Here is a 14898-nt window from a genome sequence, read left to right as displayed (position 1 = left end):
CTATGCGTCATGTTGATTTTCAAGCGTTTTTTCGGCTTCTTGTAATAAGCTTAAAAAATCTTTCAAGACTGCATCATCATTGGTATAGCCATTTTTTTCCCAAAGTTGTTGAAAGAGTTTTTCTGGTGTCGGTGGTTCCAAATTGATTGAAGTAATTTCATCGTTATTTTTTTCTGATGCGAAGTATTGTCTTGAGATGCGAACTAAGCGGTAACGGCTTTTAGGCAAGGCATCTTCAAATTGTTGGCGCAAATTGGGCGGAGGTGGAACATCGGTATAGTATTCAATATCGACATATTCACGCTGATCAATATTTTCAATTTCACCGCTTACTAATGCCTTTAATTTGGCTAAAACTTCATTCAATTCCCCTTTAATTTTATGCAGTTGTACACTACGGGGAATAAATACACTTTCAAATGAAACCCGTGACTCATCTGTTTTAAGCGGGTCAATATTAACGTCGACAATTTGGTGTTTATAATTGATTTCACTAAAGGATAAGGGAATAGGCGAACCACTATAACGGATATGTTCCTGACCAACTTTTTGTGGTTTATGTAAATGTCCGAGCGCAACATAATCAATGCTATCTTCAAACAATGTGGTAGACAGTGCTTCCTCATTGCCAATGATAATCGGGCGTTCAGAATCAGAGGTTTCTCCACCTTGCATATGGGCATGTGACATTAGAATGAGTGCTTGATTATCCGTCTTTCTTTTTCGTGCTTCAGAAATCACCTGTTGATGTAAATAGGCAATGGCATTTTGACTGTTATTGGTTTGTTCATTAAAGCCAGTGATTTCGGCTGGGCGCAGAAACGGTAAGCTTAGGCACCAAGCAATAATATTTTTTTGTTCATCATAAATTGGAATCAGTAAACGATCTAAATCAATTTGACCAAGCTCGTTTTTATGAATCACACCGACTGTTTTAGCGTGATATTTTTCAAGCAGGGGCTCAACTTGTTCAATCCGATAACCTGAATCATGATTACCTGCAATCATTAAGGTTTGCATATGTGGGGCAAGCTGATGTGCATTGGCTAGGAATTGATAGAGCTGTTTCTGCGCAGCAGATGCAGGATTGATGACATCGAATATATCGCCTGCAATCAATAGGGCATGGGGCTGTTTTTCTTTGATTTGAGCTAATAACCACGCTAAAAATTGCTCATGTTCATACTGGCGAGAATGGTTATAGAAGAATTGTCCCAGATGCCAGTCTGAAGTATGAAGAAAGCGTACAGTCATTAGTTGGATAAGCCTTACAGAATTTAAAATTAAGGTAGCACAAATTGAATGCTTAAATCAGCTGTAAGGCCTTAATCACTTAATATGATCTGTATTTTTTATAAAAATTCTTAAAAATTTTTCACTATCTTTTAATTTCAACTGTTTCATGCAGCCCAATATAGACAGGTTTTTTCTCAAACATTCATTTAGATTTTTAATCAATCAAGCTTATTTTGCATTGGGATCAACTTGGACGAGTCCAAAGGTATTATGATCTGCATCTAAAAAATAACCTTGCCAACATTTATTGGGAATAGCAAATTTCTCCATTGCTACTTGTCCACCCAAAGCTAAAATCTTTTCAGCAGTTGTATCAAAATCTTCAACCTCAAAGGAACAGGTAAAGGCATTGGTTCCACAATGGGTGGGTGGTGTTTGAGCTGGACGCTCCAATAAGCCACCATGTATGTTGGCTGTTTCAATTTGAAAATATTGAATGGGTAGACCGTCAACTTTGCTAAATTTCCAACCGAAAACTTCATGATAAAATTTAACTTCACGCTCAGGATTTGAAGACTGAATTTCAAAGTAGCTTAGTGCGTTCATTGTTATTGTCCAATTTTAAATGTTTTGATTAAGATAATAGAATTTGCAAAGTTGTGATGTATAAATATTGAAAATGAAAGAATGAGGCAATTAAAAGTGATGTGTTATGGATAAAGAAAAATTACATGAATTACGCGCAAAAATTACCATTTCAATCGCAGATGCTTGCGCTTTATTAAAACAATATGATGAGATAGAACATTGCATACAAGCTTATCATCAGCAGAATATTGAAAAAATTTGTGCAGCAACAGATTGTAAAGCGGAGCTTGCACGAGAATATTATGATGATCCTAGATATCATCACAATCTTGAAAAAATCATTCAAAAAATTAATGAATTTAATCAACGCACAATCAAATTGAGCATAGATGAAAATCTAAAATATGTTGATAAAGTGGGTTTCTTTATTTGGGCTGAAGATGAAAACTTAGAGAGGATACAAGATAAAAACAATAGAACTTATTTTATTCCGCAAGATGATTTTGCTTATGTCGTTAAACTATTTAGATCTTTATTTCCGTTGTTTAGCCCACTGAGAAATGAATTTGAGTGTAGTTTTGATCCTTGTTCAGATAATTATTTTGATCAAAATACCATACAAGGCATTATCTTAAAAATTAGAGATCTGCATTTTAACGATAGCAAAGTGATGAATTTTTTAGAAAAACTGGTCTGTTGTTTAGAGGAAAAAATGTAAATAGGGACTTATGTAGTTATTTTTGGAAACCAATAAATGAAATTGAAGCGGAAGTTAGAAATTGATTTAAAAGATTTTATTTTAAATGGAAAGTTTGATTTTGTAGAATTAGGGCAAACCATAGAATGCTTGAAGAATGAACTCTCCAAACCGGATGATCACTTAACGATAGATTGTTATACCGAACTTTGGCGTTTAGGTACGATAGAACTCCATTTTTTTGAAAAGCAACTTTGCGCTATTTTTTGTGATGAGTTTCGTCAATTAAAAAAGAGTAAAACTTTGAACGTTGAGCCTTGGGTGATTCAAAATTTTAAAAAATTGAGTTTGGACAAATTTCTAAAAATTCTAAATAAGCAGAGAGCTGATTATTCCATTAAATTTAATCAACAACTGAATAATGTAATTGTGAAAATCAATAAAAGTCAGGTGGTTTTATATTTTGAACCAGAGCTTGGTTCAAAAAATCCCGAAAAACAAAATCCAAATCATTTTTTAATCAAAGCTTTTGGTTTATCTAATATGTATTAGCCTAAATCTGATTTGTCATTTTTAAGCTCATCAGGCTAAGGGGGAGTAACTCTACTGATGATTATTTTGAACAAAATTCTTAAGCTTATTTAAAATTTTATAACCAATAAAATCGTTAAAATTTGGATATTTAATCCGATAATACTCATTCCAATAGCTGACAATTCTACTTTGAGTCGTTTGGTCATATTTTGGATTTTGCAGCATAAATGCTGCAAAAAGCCCTTGATTATTTGCATCTAGAATCGGTTCAATGGCCTCTAAAATTTCTTGAACATATTCACCCAATAACTGAAAAATGAAAGGGATCATAAAACTTGTAAGGTCAGTTTTAATGAGTCTTTCGAGCGCTCTTTGCCGAACAAAACCATTGTGATGGCGAGTAAGAATACACCATAGAATTTGACGTTGTGTTAAAGAAAAATTATGAAACTCAATACATTGTAACTTAGTTATATAGATCCTTGATGGTACAACGATATGTTCGTGATGAATCAACACTTCGCATTGAGAGCTTTCATGAATTTTTATTTTTTTACTTTCTAAGTATTTTGATATTACTAAAACATCATCTAATAGAGCTTTAGGAAAAGCTCGGATTAACTTTAGATGATTGCTCACGGATTTGCTGCTCTCAGTTATTTTAAAGTCGGTGCAAAATGAAAATCATAACTCTCAGAAATAGGAATAATTTTTTTATCCACTTGTTCGATATCCTTACCTTCTTTGGTAAATAACATGGGCATAAAACTAAAGACTTGGTTGCCATTGAGACTTTGAAGATCTGTCTGCCAGTTTTGCCAACGGAATACTTGATAAAACTGAGCAATATCTCCATTGAATGCCCAAGTCAAAAATTCTGAATAGCTCACATCAAGATTTTCCCATACCAATGTATCTGGGGCAAAATAGTAAATCTTTCCAATTGCTTCACCTAATTTTCCATTATTGATAGCAAAGTAACCCCCTAAAACATCATCAGCAATCAGTAGATAGGTTAGCTCCAGATCAGATTGATGAAACGTTTTATGATGATTCCATTCAGTAATACCACGATCTAATTTTGGATGTCCTGAAGCTAAAATTCTCAACCATCCATGATCAATCAGTATTCCACCTGTTTCATAAATAATTGAACCCATAGGTGAACGTGTTGTGACTTGAATGCTCAGTAACTCTTGTTCAGCTCTTAATTTGTTCTTGGGTAAAACTTCAATATGGTTGGTGGCTTGAGTCATCCATTCTTGTACCAATATCCAGCCTGAATCTTCAATATTGATTAATTGTTCTAAAGTTTTCATTGTTCGCTGTTATCCAAATAATACAACGCGCTTAAGTGGTTTCCCTCGGATACTCCAAAATTCGAGGAAAATGGAAATCATAACTTTCTAGCGCAAACTTATACAATTGAGCAGGACGTTTGCCCGCAATTTTAGTTTGGTCTGTTTCCTCAACTGCGCCAGCTTCAATCATACGCCGTCTAAATGATTTCTTTTCTAGGCTTTGCCCTAAAATAATTTCATAAATCTGCTGTAGCTCAGTCAAAGTAAACAGTTGAGGCATCAAACTGACGGGTAAGGCTGTATAACGTGCCTTACTACTTAAACGGTCAACAGCCATATCTAAAAGCTGTAAATGATCAAAAGCCAAGTCTAATTTTTTTGCCTCAGCAATTGAAATCCACTCGCTATATTCATTTTGTTCCGTGGAAATCTGTTGAAACGCTTTGAAATCAATCAGGGCAAAATATAAAGCTGTTACAGCCCACCCACGTGGATCACGTGTTGCATTGCCAACCGTCGCAACTTGTTCCAAATGCGGTGATTGAAGTCCAGTTTTTTCAACCAATTTACGATGTGCTGTTGCCATCAAATCTTGATCTTTAGACAAATCGACAAAACCACCTGGGAGTGCCCATTTATCTTTCTGTGGGAAATTAGAACGTTTAATCAATAAAACCTGTAGTTGACTCGCATCAACAGAAAAAATCGCCATATCAACTGTAAGTAAAGGGGATTCATAATCCTTTTTATTATAGTTTGATAGAAATTCCTGTTCAGAGTTAAAGGTCACTATAAGGCTCGCTTGATTTTATTAAAGTAACGGATTGTCTTGGATTATTACAGGGTAGGAGAGATTCGCCAAGTAGAAAATAAGTTTAGTAAAAATGAGATGGATAAGGGCGTACTCTAAGCGCAGAAACCTTGCGATAAAAGCAAGGTTTCTGCAAATAGCTGTTATAACTGATTTGCCAAGCGTTCCCGAATTTCATTCAAACGACATGCTTGAATCAATTGCCCATCTTCAAACACCGTTTTTAACTCACCTTGTTGTTCTTGTTCCATGGTTTGTTGATCAAATAATACAAAGCCATCCTCAGTTTTTTCTACACGAAGTAAACCTTTGGCAGATTTCTTTACACCAGAATCAGTGATCGGATCTTTAAACAATTCACGTGGAACACTGTTGACTTGTCCCCAAGTGGCTTTAACTGCAAAACCAAATGTGTCACGCGTTAAATAGTTATAAGTATAACTACCGATGCCAAAGACCAGATTATTTGAAGCAAAGCCCTTAGCTTCCAGCCTTTGAACAATATTTAAAGCACGTTCCAAAGTAATCGAGTCACCATAAATCAAACCAACACGCTCATTTAAAACTTTATAGCCTTGATCTGTTTCGGTTCCGCCAAAGATTTCCCATAAACATTGCACAGCGCCTTTATAAGCTGGACTGCCCATTTCAGCTTCAGGGTCACCGCAAATGATTTTTACAGGATCACCAGAGTCAGGACGAAAAACCAATTTAGCCAAACCTAAAGCATTTGGCTGGCGAGCTAGAATTTCGTCTTTTAACTCCACAGTAAATTCTGTAATCACTCGCCAAAAATCCCAAGTATCCGATACGATACTGACCACACCTGATGGATAAAGCTCTGTGATTAAACGTCTAAAAGTTTCAATTTCATTGTCTTCACTGCCCATACACATCACACTATGTTCGGTTGCTGGAACCGAAACACCTACAATGCCTTCCGCATCGTAATATTCTTCTGCATAATCAATCGCTGAAACCGCATCTGTACCGATAAAGCTGGTTAAATGCCCTACACCATTTTGTGTGGCATCATAAATCCCACTCATGCCGCGACTACTAAAATCATGGCCTTGTACAGCAACGAAGTCTAAAGGTGCACCTGTTTTAATCGCATATGCTGTCAGTAAGCGTTTGTATTCAAATGCAATCGTTGCTGTCGTACAGCTTTTCCATAATTCAGCGCTGAGTACTGTTTCTAAGTAGTTGGTTAACCAAAAGAACTCAGGCAGGGTATTTACAATAGTGAGGACAGGTACTTTTATATTGACACGACTGCCTTCTTCTAGCGCCTTGATTCGGATTGGTAAATAGCCTAAGTCATATAAAGCTTCGATATGATCGACTGGTACTGCGCCGTCACCCAATGCGTTATCCATTCTACGTTTATATCTAGCAATGACTTTTGCCTTATCTTGTTGGAAAAAACCTTCATTCCAAGTCTCGATCAAAAAGTGTTTGATAAAGCCTTGTAAGCCAAAGAACACGATTTTATCGTCGAAATCAGGCAACATTTTTGCTAAACGAGAAGATCGTGGCGTGAAATTGGCATAAACATATTCTGTGCCAGCAGGGTACTGACGTCTGTGATCTGCTTTATAAAAGTCGATTGCATTCAGTGGATTGATTTTTAAGCTCATTCTTATTCTCCAAAATAATTAAAATGAATTGAAACGACTAAATGAAATGACGTTTAAATTTGGGTGTTCAGTTTGTGGAAAGCTCGTCGTGGTAAAAATTTGGTCAACCAAGCCTTCAAATACGTGCATACCTTTACTAAAGATCCCGTGAGTCACATACAAAATCACATGTTGGCAATTTAATTTTTTTAACTCTTGTGCAATACCAATAAAAGTTGCACCACCATCACAAATATCGTCCGTGATCACAGCTGTTTTGCCAGTTAAATCAGTTGCATTGACTTGAGCATTCTGAATTTTTCCTGTGACGGCATCACGTTTTTTTTCACAGTAGACCATTTCGATTTCGTGATCCCTTAAGCTATTGATGACTTTGGCAATCATTTTTGTCCGTTGTTTTGCACCTGCATCTGGACAGATTAAAACGGTGTCTTGAGCAATTAAAATGTCTTGTAACTTTGAATTTTGCAGAATGATTTCACTTGGTTGAACATTCTCAATCTCAAAAAAATGGGTGTTTTCATTTAAAAGTTTTTCAGTAACACAACTATGTGCATCCCAAACTTTGATTGATTTACGCTGTTGTGGAAATTGCTCAGTATTGATATTTAATAATTTTGTCATCAGTTCTAATGAGAATGCCTGTCCCATCGCACAGATTCGATCTTGGCGTGCGTATGGGAAATAGGGGATTTCCAAATCAATTTCTAAACCTTGATTGAGTAATACATTTTCAATTAACAAGTAATCCATCAAATCTTGCGTGTTACTGATTTTGGCTTGAATCTGAATTTGCCCTTTCAATGTTTTTAATGTATCTGCTGAAATTTGAACATGTCGTTCGCCACCCGCAAACTGGATATTTTGAATAGGGATAATATTGTTATTTGAATCTTTGACTTGGATAGACATGTTATTTATACCTATAAAGTGGCTTATTACCAATACATATATAGTGTCATAAAGCCTATTTAATTATCAATATTACTTTACAAAAGATTACAAACTGCGGTTTTAGAGACCATTAAAATGAATTTATTTTATTAAGTATCTGTTTTTATTATGTAATTTTAAATGGGTGGGAAGATGCTGATTTTTAATGCTGTCTATTATTCGAGATTTAACAGGTTTTAATCCCTAGACATTTATTATGTAAGAAAAAGCAGGGGATCGCTAAAAGACGATAGCTATATAAAGACAGCTACGATAAAAAGCCCTGACTATAAGAAAACATGCACTTTAACAAGCCAGGGGGTATGGTTCAGGCGTTGAAATGTCCTTGTTCATCAAATAAAAAAGAATTGATATTTTAGAAATTAAAAAAATGATTAAGTGAAGTAAATCATATTGGTATTGAAAGTTCCTTCTCTTTTGGAAGAACGCTAGGATGAGGAACTTTTATGTTGAACTCAGTTTTAAAAAGGACTTTGAAAGAACCCGAATAAAAATATTTTAAAATGACTTAAATTATTGAAGGCAGTTAAATAAAGCTGCTCTAATCCAAGAACACGGTAAAGTTTTCAACAGGTTCACGCGGGGTAATAAATGTATTTACCATATGATCTGGATCGGCATAACCCAACACAACAGCACAGACTAACTCCTCATCATCAGGTGCATTAAGTACCTCTAAGACGATACGATGAAAATGATTCCATGCAGCTTGAGGACAACTGTCTATACCGCGAGCTTTGGCTGCAATCATGACATTTTGCACCATCATGGAAATGTCCATTTTAGCGCCAGTCCCCATAATTTTATTTACAGTAAAATACAGCACAACAGGCGCATCAAAAAGCTGATAATTCCTTAAATGTTGTGCAGCCATTTTTTCTTTTTCACTTTTTTGAATTGCTAAAAGTCCATATAGCCCCCAACCATTTTCACGACGACGATCGATAAATGGTGAAATCCAAGTGGCCGGGTAGTATGAAAAACTCGCTGTATGCTGATCAGCAAGTTCTGGTCGAGTAAATAATTCGATTTGAGCAGCACAAACTCGGTCAATCATTTCTTGGCGTTTATTACCTGTGACTACATATACTTTCCACGGTTGGGTATTTGCTCCAGATGGTGCACGACATGCAACATTTAAAATATCTTTAATAATGGCTAAATCGATAGGTTTATCCAAAAAAGCACGTACTGAATGACGGCTTGTAATTACTTGATCTATCACTTGAACCTGTTCGAAAAACATAAAAATCCTTTAATGGTCTAGTTTTCCATCAAATAAACTATATACGATAGTCGTAGAAGCGTTATATTCATTTTTTGAAATTTTAGCTAAGCCTTAGATTATATAATGATTATAGAAATACTAATCTGAAAAAAGAATTGAAATTAAAGTCTTATTCGATAAAACTGATTTAATAAAGGGGTTGAGTTACGCTAGATTACAAAGGTGTAAGAATTATACACAAATTGTTACTTTTGGGTTTTAACTTAGTTTCAACGCTTTCATAATTTAATAGCAAGCATATATGTGCAAAGTTTTTTTTATGTGGTGTCTGAGAAACTACTGAAGAAAACAAGAAAAATTGATTTTTTAGCAAAGTATTGGGGTTAAAAGATCAAATTGTACGGATGCACATCATAAATAAGGCTAGGAGTATTTCATGAGTCTATTCACAAATCGCAAGTCATTAATCGTCAAAAGTTTAGCATTAACAGTAACAGCTTTGATGGTAAATACAGCTCAAGCTGCTACTGACAGTCAAGAGATTCAACAATTACGCAATGAAGTTCAAGAATTAAAAGCACTTCTTCAACAGCAACAGCAGCAAGTAAGATTAGTTGAATCTAAAGTTCAAGCAGCTCCATCTTCTTCTTCAGTTGGCTTAAAGTCTAAGTCTGGTGCAGATATCAATATTTATGGTTTTGTTCGTGGTGATGCGAACTATATCATTGAAGGCGGTGATGACGACTTCAACAAAATCAGTTCAACCAATGGTGAAGCGAGAGATAAACTCCGCGCGACAGCAAAAACTACACGTATCGGTTTAGATTTTAATACGCCAGTAGGTGATGCTAAAGTTGGTGGTAAAGTTGAAGTTGACTTTGCAGGTAATGGTGTAAATGAAAACCTTCGTATTCGTCATGCTTATTTAACCTATAACAACTGGTTGTTCGGTCAAACAACATCTAACTTCTTGTCTAGTCACGCACCAGAAATGATTGACTTTGCAACTAACGCTGGTGGTGGTACTACACGTATTCCACAAGTACGTTATGCATACAATTTGGCACCAACTACAAAATTATTGGTTGCTGCTGAAGAAGGTAATAGTGCTGGGGCTACAGGTACAGCAGTTAAATATAGTCTCCCTGTGTTAACAGGTAAAATTACACAATCATATGCTGATGGCAACGGTAATGCATCTGCACGTGTCTTAGTAGAAAATTATAAAGATAATAATGCAGGCAAAGACAAGACTGGTTGGGGTGTTGCACTTGGTGCAGACTTTAAAGTTGCAGATCCTTTAAAACTTTTTGCTGATGCATCTTATGTGGTTGGTAATAGCAATTACCTATACGGAAGTAACAATGCGTATTCTGTTGTAAATGGTGATATTGAACAGAATGAATTCACTGCACTTCAAGTGGGTGGAACATATAAAATTTTACCTAACTTGCGTTCAACTTTAGCGTATGGTGCATTGTTTGCTGACAATGGGACTGATTTTGCCAAATCAAACCAAACTGCAAATGAAAAAATTCAACAAGCTTGGTTAAACGTGATTTATTCACCAGCTAAACCGATTGATTTAGGTATTGAGTATATCAACGGTAAGCGTGAAACTTTTGCGGGTCAATCTTATAAAGATAACCGTGTAGGTTTAATGGCGAAATACAATTTCTAATTTTAACTTAGAAATTTATTGATCCAAAAAGCCGAGGAATGATCCTCGGTTTTTTAATACCTGAGTATTCATATTAAAAATAATCATCAAATCAATATCATTTCAAATAATGAATAATATTGTAAAAACATAAGACATTTGCTTAAAAAAATGCATAATTAACCCACTTTTTTTCTATGTTCATATTATCGTATAGATAAATGACCTGTTTTGGCCTGTTCTTGTAAAGCGAATGACTTATGAGGACTGTATTTCTCATTGTTTGATGAAATGATCTTTTATCAATAATAGGAGTAACATCATGACCATTTTCTTTTCTAAATTTTTGCAGCATTGCAATTCTGTTTATATCTAATCGCTAATGTATTTATCGCGATGAGCCTTTTTGATTTTCAATGTTGAAAATCTGCATTTTATTTTAATTTTTTGTTGTATATATCAGGCAATTAGGTAATCACTAAATCTGAGTGATTTTAAGTCTGCTACTATGGAATAGCATTTCTGTATCTATACAACAAAAAATCTAGCCAAAGAATGGACAATTACTTATGGAATTTTCTTTTAATGCCTTCTATACGTTGATTGCAGCGGTCATCGTATTGTTATTGGGTCGTTTCCTGGTCAATAAGATTGATTTTCTCCGTAAATATAATATTCCAGAACCTGTTGCTGGGGGACTTGTTGCCGCAATTTTGTCTTTACTCATCCATAATTTCTGGGGCTATAGCATTACCACGAGTAGTGAATTGCAAACCAGTTTCATGTTGGTATTTTTCGCTTCGATTGGTTTAAGTGCAAATTTTGCAAAATTAAAAGAAGGCGGTTTTGGTTTAGTCGTTTTTTTAATCTGTGTTGCCTCATTTATTGTCGTACAAGACTTTGTTGGGATTGGGTTGGCAACAGCCATGGGTCTAGATCCGCTGATTGGTTTGATTGCGGGTTCAATTACCCTTACAGGTGGACATGGTACAGCAGGTGCTTGGGGTGAGATTTTAGAAACCCAGCATGGTATCCAAGGTGCATTGGCTTTGGGTATGGCAAGCGCAACCTTTGGTTTAATTATTGGTGGAATCATCGGTGGTCCATTGGCCAAGCTACTAATAAACCGTTATCAGTTATCTAATCCAAAGACACAAAAAGAAGTGGATGAGACCAATCAGCAAGCTGTTTCTGATCTTGGTGAATATGTTCCCTTTGAATATCCACATCAAGTCCGTTTGATTACTGCAGATAATGCGATTACAACATTGGGACTTTTTGCAGCATGTCTGGCTTTTGCTGAATTCATGACAGGTTACAGTAAAGGACAATGGTTTGAGCTGCCAACATTTGTTTGGGCACTCGCTGGCGGTGTTATTCTTCGAAATGTACTCGAAGGCATTTTAAGAGTTAAAATGTTTGATCGTGCGATCGATGTGTTTGGTAACGCAGCATTGTCACTTTATCTAGCGATGGCTTTACTTTCATTAAAACTTTGGCAATTAGCAGATTTAGCCGGGCCATTGGTGATTATTCTGAGTGCGCAAACATTAACGATGGCTTTATATGCTGCTTTCGTGACATTCCGTGTAATGGGGAAAAATTATGATGCAGCGGTATTGGCCGCAGGGCATTGTGGTTTTGGTATGGGTGCAACACCGACAGCTGTTGCAAATATGCAGGCCATTACCAATATGTACGGTCCTTCACATAAAGCATTTTTGATTGTTCCGCTTTGTGGTGCTTTTTTTGTCGACTTAATTAATGCCACAGTGATTCAGTTAATTCTAAAATTTATCGCTTAAATTTTAGATTTAAAAAGCCAGTGATATCACTGGCTTTTTAAATGAAATTCAGCAAGGCATAATGAATAAATAAAAGACTAGGAATACTGATAAAAATTGAAATTTTAAGTTTTAGACTTAACAGCATTAAACAGGCTGTGAGAATATCTAATGGATTGCCCATGGTTTTTTGTAGCATGGGGACAATCACAGACAAGATAAATCCAACAACTGCGGCATTGATGAGCATTACAGAATTTTGAATATAACGATTCTCAAGTTGCTTAGACCAGTAAGGCAAAGCTAAAAAAACTAAGAAAAAAGACGGCAGAAAGATCAACAGTGTTGTTATGGCAGCATTAACAATGGGAAATGTTGTAAGGGGCAAATACGCACCAAGATAACTGGCAAAGCTAAACAGTGGCCCTGGCATAAATTGCGCAAGTGTGTAACCTAATTCAAAGTTTTGTTTGCTGATTAGACCTGTATCGACCAAATCTTGATGAAGCATGGGAAGAACTACATGGCCACCACCGAAGACCAGAGCGCCTGTTTTATAAAAACTAAAACTGGCTTGAAAGAGCAGTTTGTTGGAAAAAAGCATGGCTAAGCACAAGGCTAAAAAAATTGAAATAAAGCCAATCAACCAGATTGAATGATGACGATGAGCGATTGGCAAGACCTTAAAATTTATATGCTGCTTTGCGATAGTAAGATCATTTGAATCCTTTTGAATATATGCAAATCGCGTCATTAAAATGGCTAAACAACCAGTACCAAGGATAATCGTAAGTTGTATCCATGCATTGGAAAATAGGAGCAGTAGCACAGTACTGACAAGCATTAAGGCAACTTGTAATTTGGTTCTACAATAGCTTTTAAACATCTGAAAAAAAGCAAAGACGATAATTGCCAAGATGATCGAATGGATTGTTGAAAATAAGGTTACATTAAAAATTGGATGATGTTGAATGAATCGTGCTAAGCCAAACATTAGCAATGCTGAAGGGAGGGTAAACCCAATCCATGCAGCAACTGCGCCTAAATATCGATGTTGCAAATAGCCGATAGCCATGCCCATTTGACTACTACTTGGGCCTGGCAGTAGTTGGGTGAGTGCAAGCAGTTGAGCATACTGCTGCTCATTTAGCCAATGCTTTTTCTCTACAAAAGTCTGTTTAAAAAACACTAAATGTGCGGCTGGACCGCCAAAGCTACTACAGCCTAATTTTAAAAAAATCCAAAAAATTTCAAAAAGTGTGGGCATATTTTTAGGATTATTTTAGACATTGATTTTTATAATCTAATCGAAAATCATGACAGAATAAATAAATACAACAGCAAATCATTGCTAATTATGCTTATATACATGCGAATTTAGATTGTGCCATGATCTGAGAGTATATGTCATTGTTAAAGAAAACCTTAGCTTCTTTGTTTTGTGGTTTGTTACTAACTGCATGTGCACACACACCCGAAAAAAAATCGCAAGCCAGTAGATTAGCACCACAGCAAGTTTTAGAAGCCTCTTCGCGATTGGACAATACTTTTTATCAGTACAAACAGTTATCAAAGAAAAAACCTGTGATTGCTTTGGTTTTAGGCAGTGGGGGCGCGCGTGGTTACGCCCACATTGGTGTAATCGAAGTGCTGGAACAACATGGTATTAAACCTGATTTTATTGTTGGAACAAGTGCGGGAAGTATTGTTGGTTCAATTTATGCCAGTGGAAAATCGCCTGAACAATTACGCCAAATTGCACTCAATATGAAAGTGGGCGATGTGCGCGATTTCAAAATTGGGATGAAAGGTTTTTTTGATGGGCAAAAAGTTGAAGATTATGTCAATAAGCAAATCGATCAGATGCCTTTGGAAAAAATGAAGATCCCGATGTATGTGGTTGCTACAGAATTACAAAATGGTGAAAAAACAATTTTTAATTATGGCAATACTGGGCAGGCTGTGAGAGCTTCTGTATCTATTCCAAGCATGTTTATTCCCACCAAAATTAAAGGTAAGGAATATGTCGATGGTGGTTTAGTTAGCCCAGTACCTGTGAATATCGCCAAAGAATTAGGTGCAGATATCGTGATTGCGGTGGATATATTGGCGCAACCAGTTAACACGGAAACCACGAATGTCTGGGGACTGTTTAATCAAAATATCAATATCATGCAAAATAGATTAGCCGCAGAAGAATTAAAAAATGCAGATATTGTGATTCAGCCAGATTTGCGCGAAAAAGCGCATATTTTTGATGTAAAAGGTCGTCAGGATACCATGCAAGCTGGAATCGATGCTGCCAATCAACGTATGCATGATCTAGATGTGGTTATTGCCAGTAAGAAAAGTCTTGAAACTGCTCAGCAGCAATATCAAGTTCAAAACTAAGATCAATCGTAATAGATCCATTTAAAAATATTATACTTTTATCACTGTATGATTATTTGAATAAGGATGATGTG

14 protein-coding genes are annotated in these 14898 nt (G+C 35.9%); 5 read left to right on the top strand and 9 right to left on the bottom strand.

The window, feature by feature from the left end:
* Together CQZ96_RS09380 and CQZ96_RS09375 are read right to left on the bottom strand one after the other, a co-directional pair.
* Entirely contained in the window at positions 1-1254 is a 1254-nt protein-coding gene (locus CQZ96_RS09380; protein WP_105713219.1) for an exonuclease SbcCD subunit D, read from the bottom strand.
* Positions 1255-1464: 210 nt separating this feature from the next.
* The gene (locus tag CQZ96_RS09375) at positions 1465-1842 is read right to left on the bottom strand and encodes a VOC family protein (RefSeq protein WP_056514592.1); all 378 of its coding nucleotides are present in this window, start codon (positions 1840-1842) and stop codon (positions 1465-1467) included.
* Positions 1843-1948: 106 nt separating this feature from the next.
* On the opposite strand from CQZ96_RS09375, the gene CQZ96_RS09370 reads away from it, so the two are divergent.
* Complete coding sequence (locus CQZ96_RS09370; RefSeq protein WP_105713218.1) at positions 1949-2542, top strand: hypothetical protein; 594 nt, start codon at positions 1949-1951, stop codon at positions 2540-2542.
* A 36-nt stretch (positions 2543-2578) separates the two neighbouring features.
* Positions 2579-3073, top strand: coding sequence for a hypothetical protein (locus tag CQZ96_RS09365; RefSeq protein ID WP_105713217.1), 495 nt, complete (start codon positions 2579-2581; stop codon positions 3071-3073).
* A gap of 51 nt (positions 3074-3124) precedes the next feature.
* Here CQZ96_RS09365 and CQZ96_RS09360 read toward each other — a convergent pair whose 3' ends face one another.
* The 6 genes from CQZ96_RS09360 to CQZ96_RS09335 all read right to left on the bottom strand — a co-directional run bounded on the left by CQZ96_RS09360 (position 3125) and on the right by CQZ96_RS09335 (position 9007).
* Positions 3125-3694 carry a hypothetical protein gene (locus CQZ96_RS09360; protein ID WP_105713216.1) on the bottom strand — a complete coding sequence of 190 codons (570 nt, stop codon included), beginning with the start codon at positions 3692-3694 and terminating at the stop codon, positions 3125-3127.
* Positions 3695-3711: 17 nt separating this feature from the next.
* Positions 3712-4374, bottom strand: a complete 663-nt coding sequence (locus CQZ96_RS09355) for a DUF2625 domain-containing protein (RefSeq protein WP_004722708.1) — start codon at positions 4372-4374, stop codon at positions 3712-3714.
* 31 nt (positions 4375-4405) lie between these two features.
* Positions 4406-5146, bottom strand: a complete 741-nt coding sequence (locus CQZ96_RS09350) for an NUDIX hydrolase (protein WP_105713215.1) — start codon at positions 5144-5146, stop codon at positions 4406-4408.
* Between the two features lie 164 nt (positions 5147-5310).
* Positions 5311-6807 carry a nicotinate phosphoribosyltransferase gene (locus tag CQZ96_RS09345; RefSeq protein WP_105713214.1) on the bottom strand — a complete coding sequence of 499 codons (1497 nt, stop codon included), beginning with the start codon at positions 6805-6807 and terminating at the stop codon, positions 5311-5313.
* A gap of 18 nt (positions 6808-6825) precedes the next feature.
* A complete protein-coding gene (locus tag CQZ96_RS09340; protein ID WP_105713213.1) occupies positions 6826-7719 on the bottom strand; it encodes a phosphoribosyltransferase family protein in 894 nt (297 codons plus the stop codon).
* Positions 7720-8302: 583 nt separating this feature from the next.
* On the bottom strand, positions 8303-9007 hold the full coding sequence (locus CQZ96_RS09335) for a nitroreductase (RefSeq protein ID WP_105713212.1): 705 nt from the start codon (positions 9005-9007) through the stop codon (positions 8303-8305).
* Between the two features lie 418 nt (positions 9008-9425).
* Between CQZ96_RS09335 and CQZ96_RS09330 the strand changes: the two genes are divergently transcribed.
* Complete coding sequence (locus tag CQZ96_RS09330; RefSeq protein WP_105713211.1) at positions 9426-10670, top strand: DcaP family trimeric outer membrane transporter; 1245 nt, start codon at positions 9426-9428, stop codon at positions 10668-10670.
* A gap of 548 nt (positions 10671-11218) precedes the next feature.
* Complete coding sequence (gene gltS / locus CQZ96_RS09325; protein WP_004819437.1) at positions 11219-12454, top strand: sodium/glutamate symporter; 1236 nt, start codon at positions 11219-11221, stop codon at positions 12452-12454.
* A 37-nt stretch (positions 12455-12491) separates the two neighbouring features.
* On the opposite strand, the gene chrA is transcribed toward gltS, so the two are convergent.
* Positions 12492-13700 (bottom strand): chromate efflux transporter, encoded by a 1209-nt coding sequence (chrA, locus tag CQZ96_RS09320; RefSeq protein WP_105713210.1) that lies wholly within the window; start codon positions 13698-13700, stop codon positions 12492-12494.
* A 137-nt stretch (positions 13701-13837) separates the two neighbouring features.
* On the opposite strand from chrA, the gene CQZ96_RS09315 reads away from it, so the two are divergent.
* Positions 13838-14824 (top strand): patatin-like phospholipase family protein, encoded by a 987-nt coding sequence (locus tag CQZ96_RS09315; RefSeq protein WP_056514567.1) that lies wholly within the window; start codon positions 13838-13840, stop codon positions 14822-14824.
* Positions 14825-14898: the final 74 nt, after the last annotated feature.

The organism is Acinetobacter sp. MYb10, from assembly GCF_002980175.2.
In the GTDB taxonomy this organism is placed as follows: Bacteria; Pseudomonadota; Gammaproteobacteria; order Pseudomonadales; family Moraxellaceae; genus Acinetobacter; species Acinetobacter guillouiae.
This window is presented reverse-complemented; position numbering and strand designations above follow the sequence as displayed.

What these genes read in the sequence shown, in the direction of transcription:
- CQZ96_RS09380 (WP_105713219.1), bottom strand. Translation starts at nt 1,254, where the DNA reads ATGACTGTACGCTTTCTTCATACTTCAGACTGGCATCTGGGACAATTC.
- CQZ96_RS09375 (WP_056514592.1), bottom strand. Translation starts at nt 1,842, where the DNA reads ATGAACGCACTAAGCTACTTTGAAATTCAGTCTTCAAATCCTGAGCGT.
- CQZ96_RS09370 (WP_105713218.1), top strand. Translation starts at nt 1,949, where the DNA reads ATGGATAAAGAAAAATTACATGAATTACGCGCAAAAATTACCATTTCA.
- CQZ96_RS09365 (WP_105713217.1), top strand. Translation starts at nt 2,579, where the DNA reads ATGAAATTGAAGCGGAAGTTAGAAATTGATTTAAAAGATTTTATTTTA.
- CQZ96_RS09355 (WP_004722708.1), bottom strand. Translation starts at nt 4,374, where the DNA reads ATGAAAACTTTAGAACAATTAATCAATATTGAAGATTCAGGCTGGATA.
- CQZ96_RS09345 (WP_105713214.1), bottom strand. Translation starts at nt 6,807, where the DNA reads ATGAGCTTAAAAATCAATCCACTGAATGCAATCGACTTTTATAAAGCA.
- CQZ96_RS09340 (WP_105713213.1), bottom strand. Translation starts at nt 7,719, where the DNA reads ATGTCTATCCAAGTCAAAGATTCAAATAACAATATTATCCCTATTCAA.
- CQZ96_RS09335 (WP_105713212.1), bottom strand. Translation starts at nt 9,007, where the DNA reads ATGTTTTTCGAACAGGTTCAAGTGATAGATCAAGTAATTACAAGCCGT.
- CQZ96_RS09330 (WP_105713211.1), top strand. Translation starts at nt 9,426, where the DNA reads ATGAGTCTATTCACAAATCGCAAGTCATTAATCGTCAAAAGTTTAGCA.
- gltS (WP_004819437.1), top strand. Translation starts at nt 11,219, where the DNA reads ATGGAATTTTCTTTTAATGCCTTCTATACGTTGATTGCAGCGGTCATC.
- chrA (WP_105713210.1), bottom strand. Translation starts at nt 13,700, where the DNA reads ATGCCCACACTTTTTGAAATTTTTTGGATTTTTTTAAAATTAGGCTGT.
- CQZ96_RS09315 (WP_056514567.1), top strand. Translation starts at nt 13,838, where the DNA reads ATGTCATTGTTAAAGAAAACCTTAGCTTCTTTGTTTTGTGGTTTGTTA.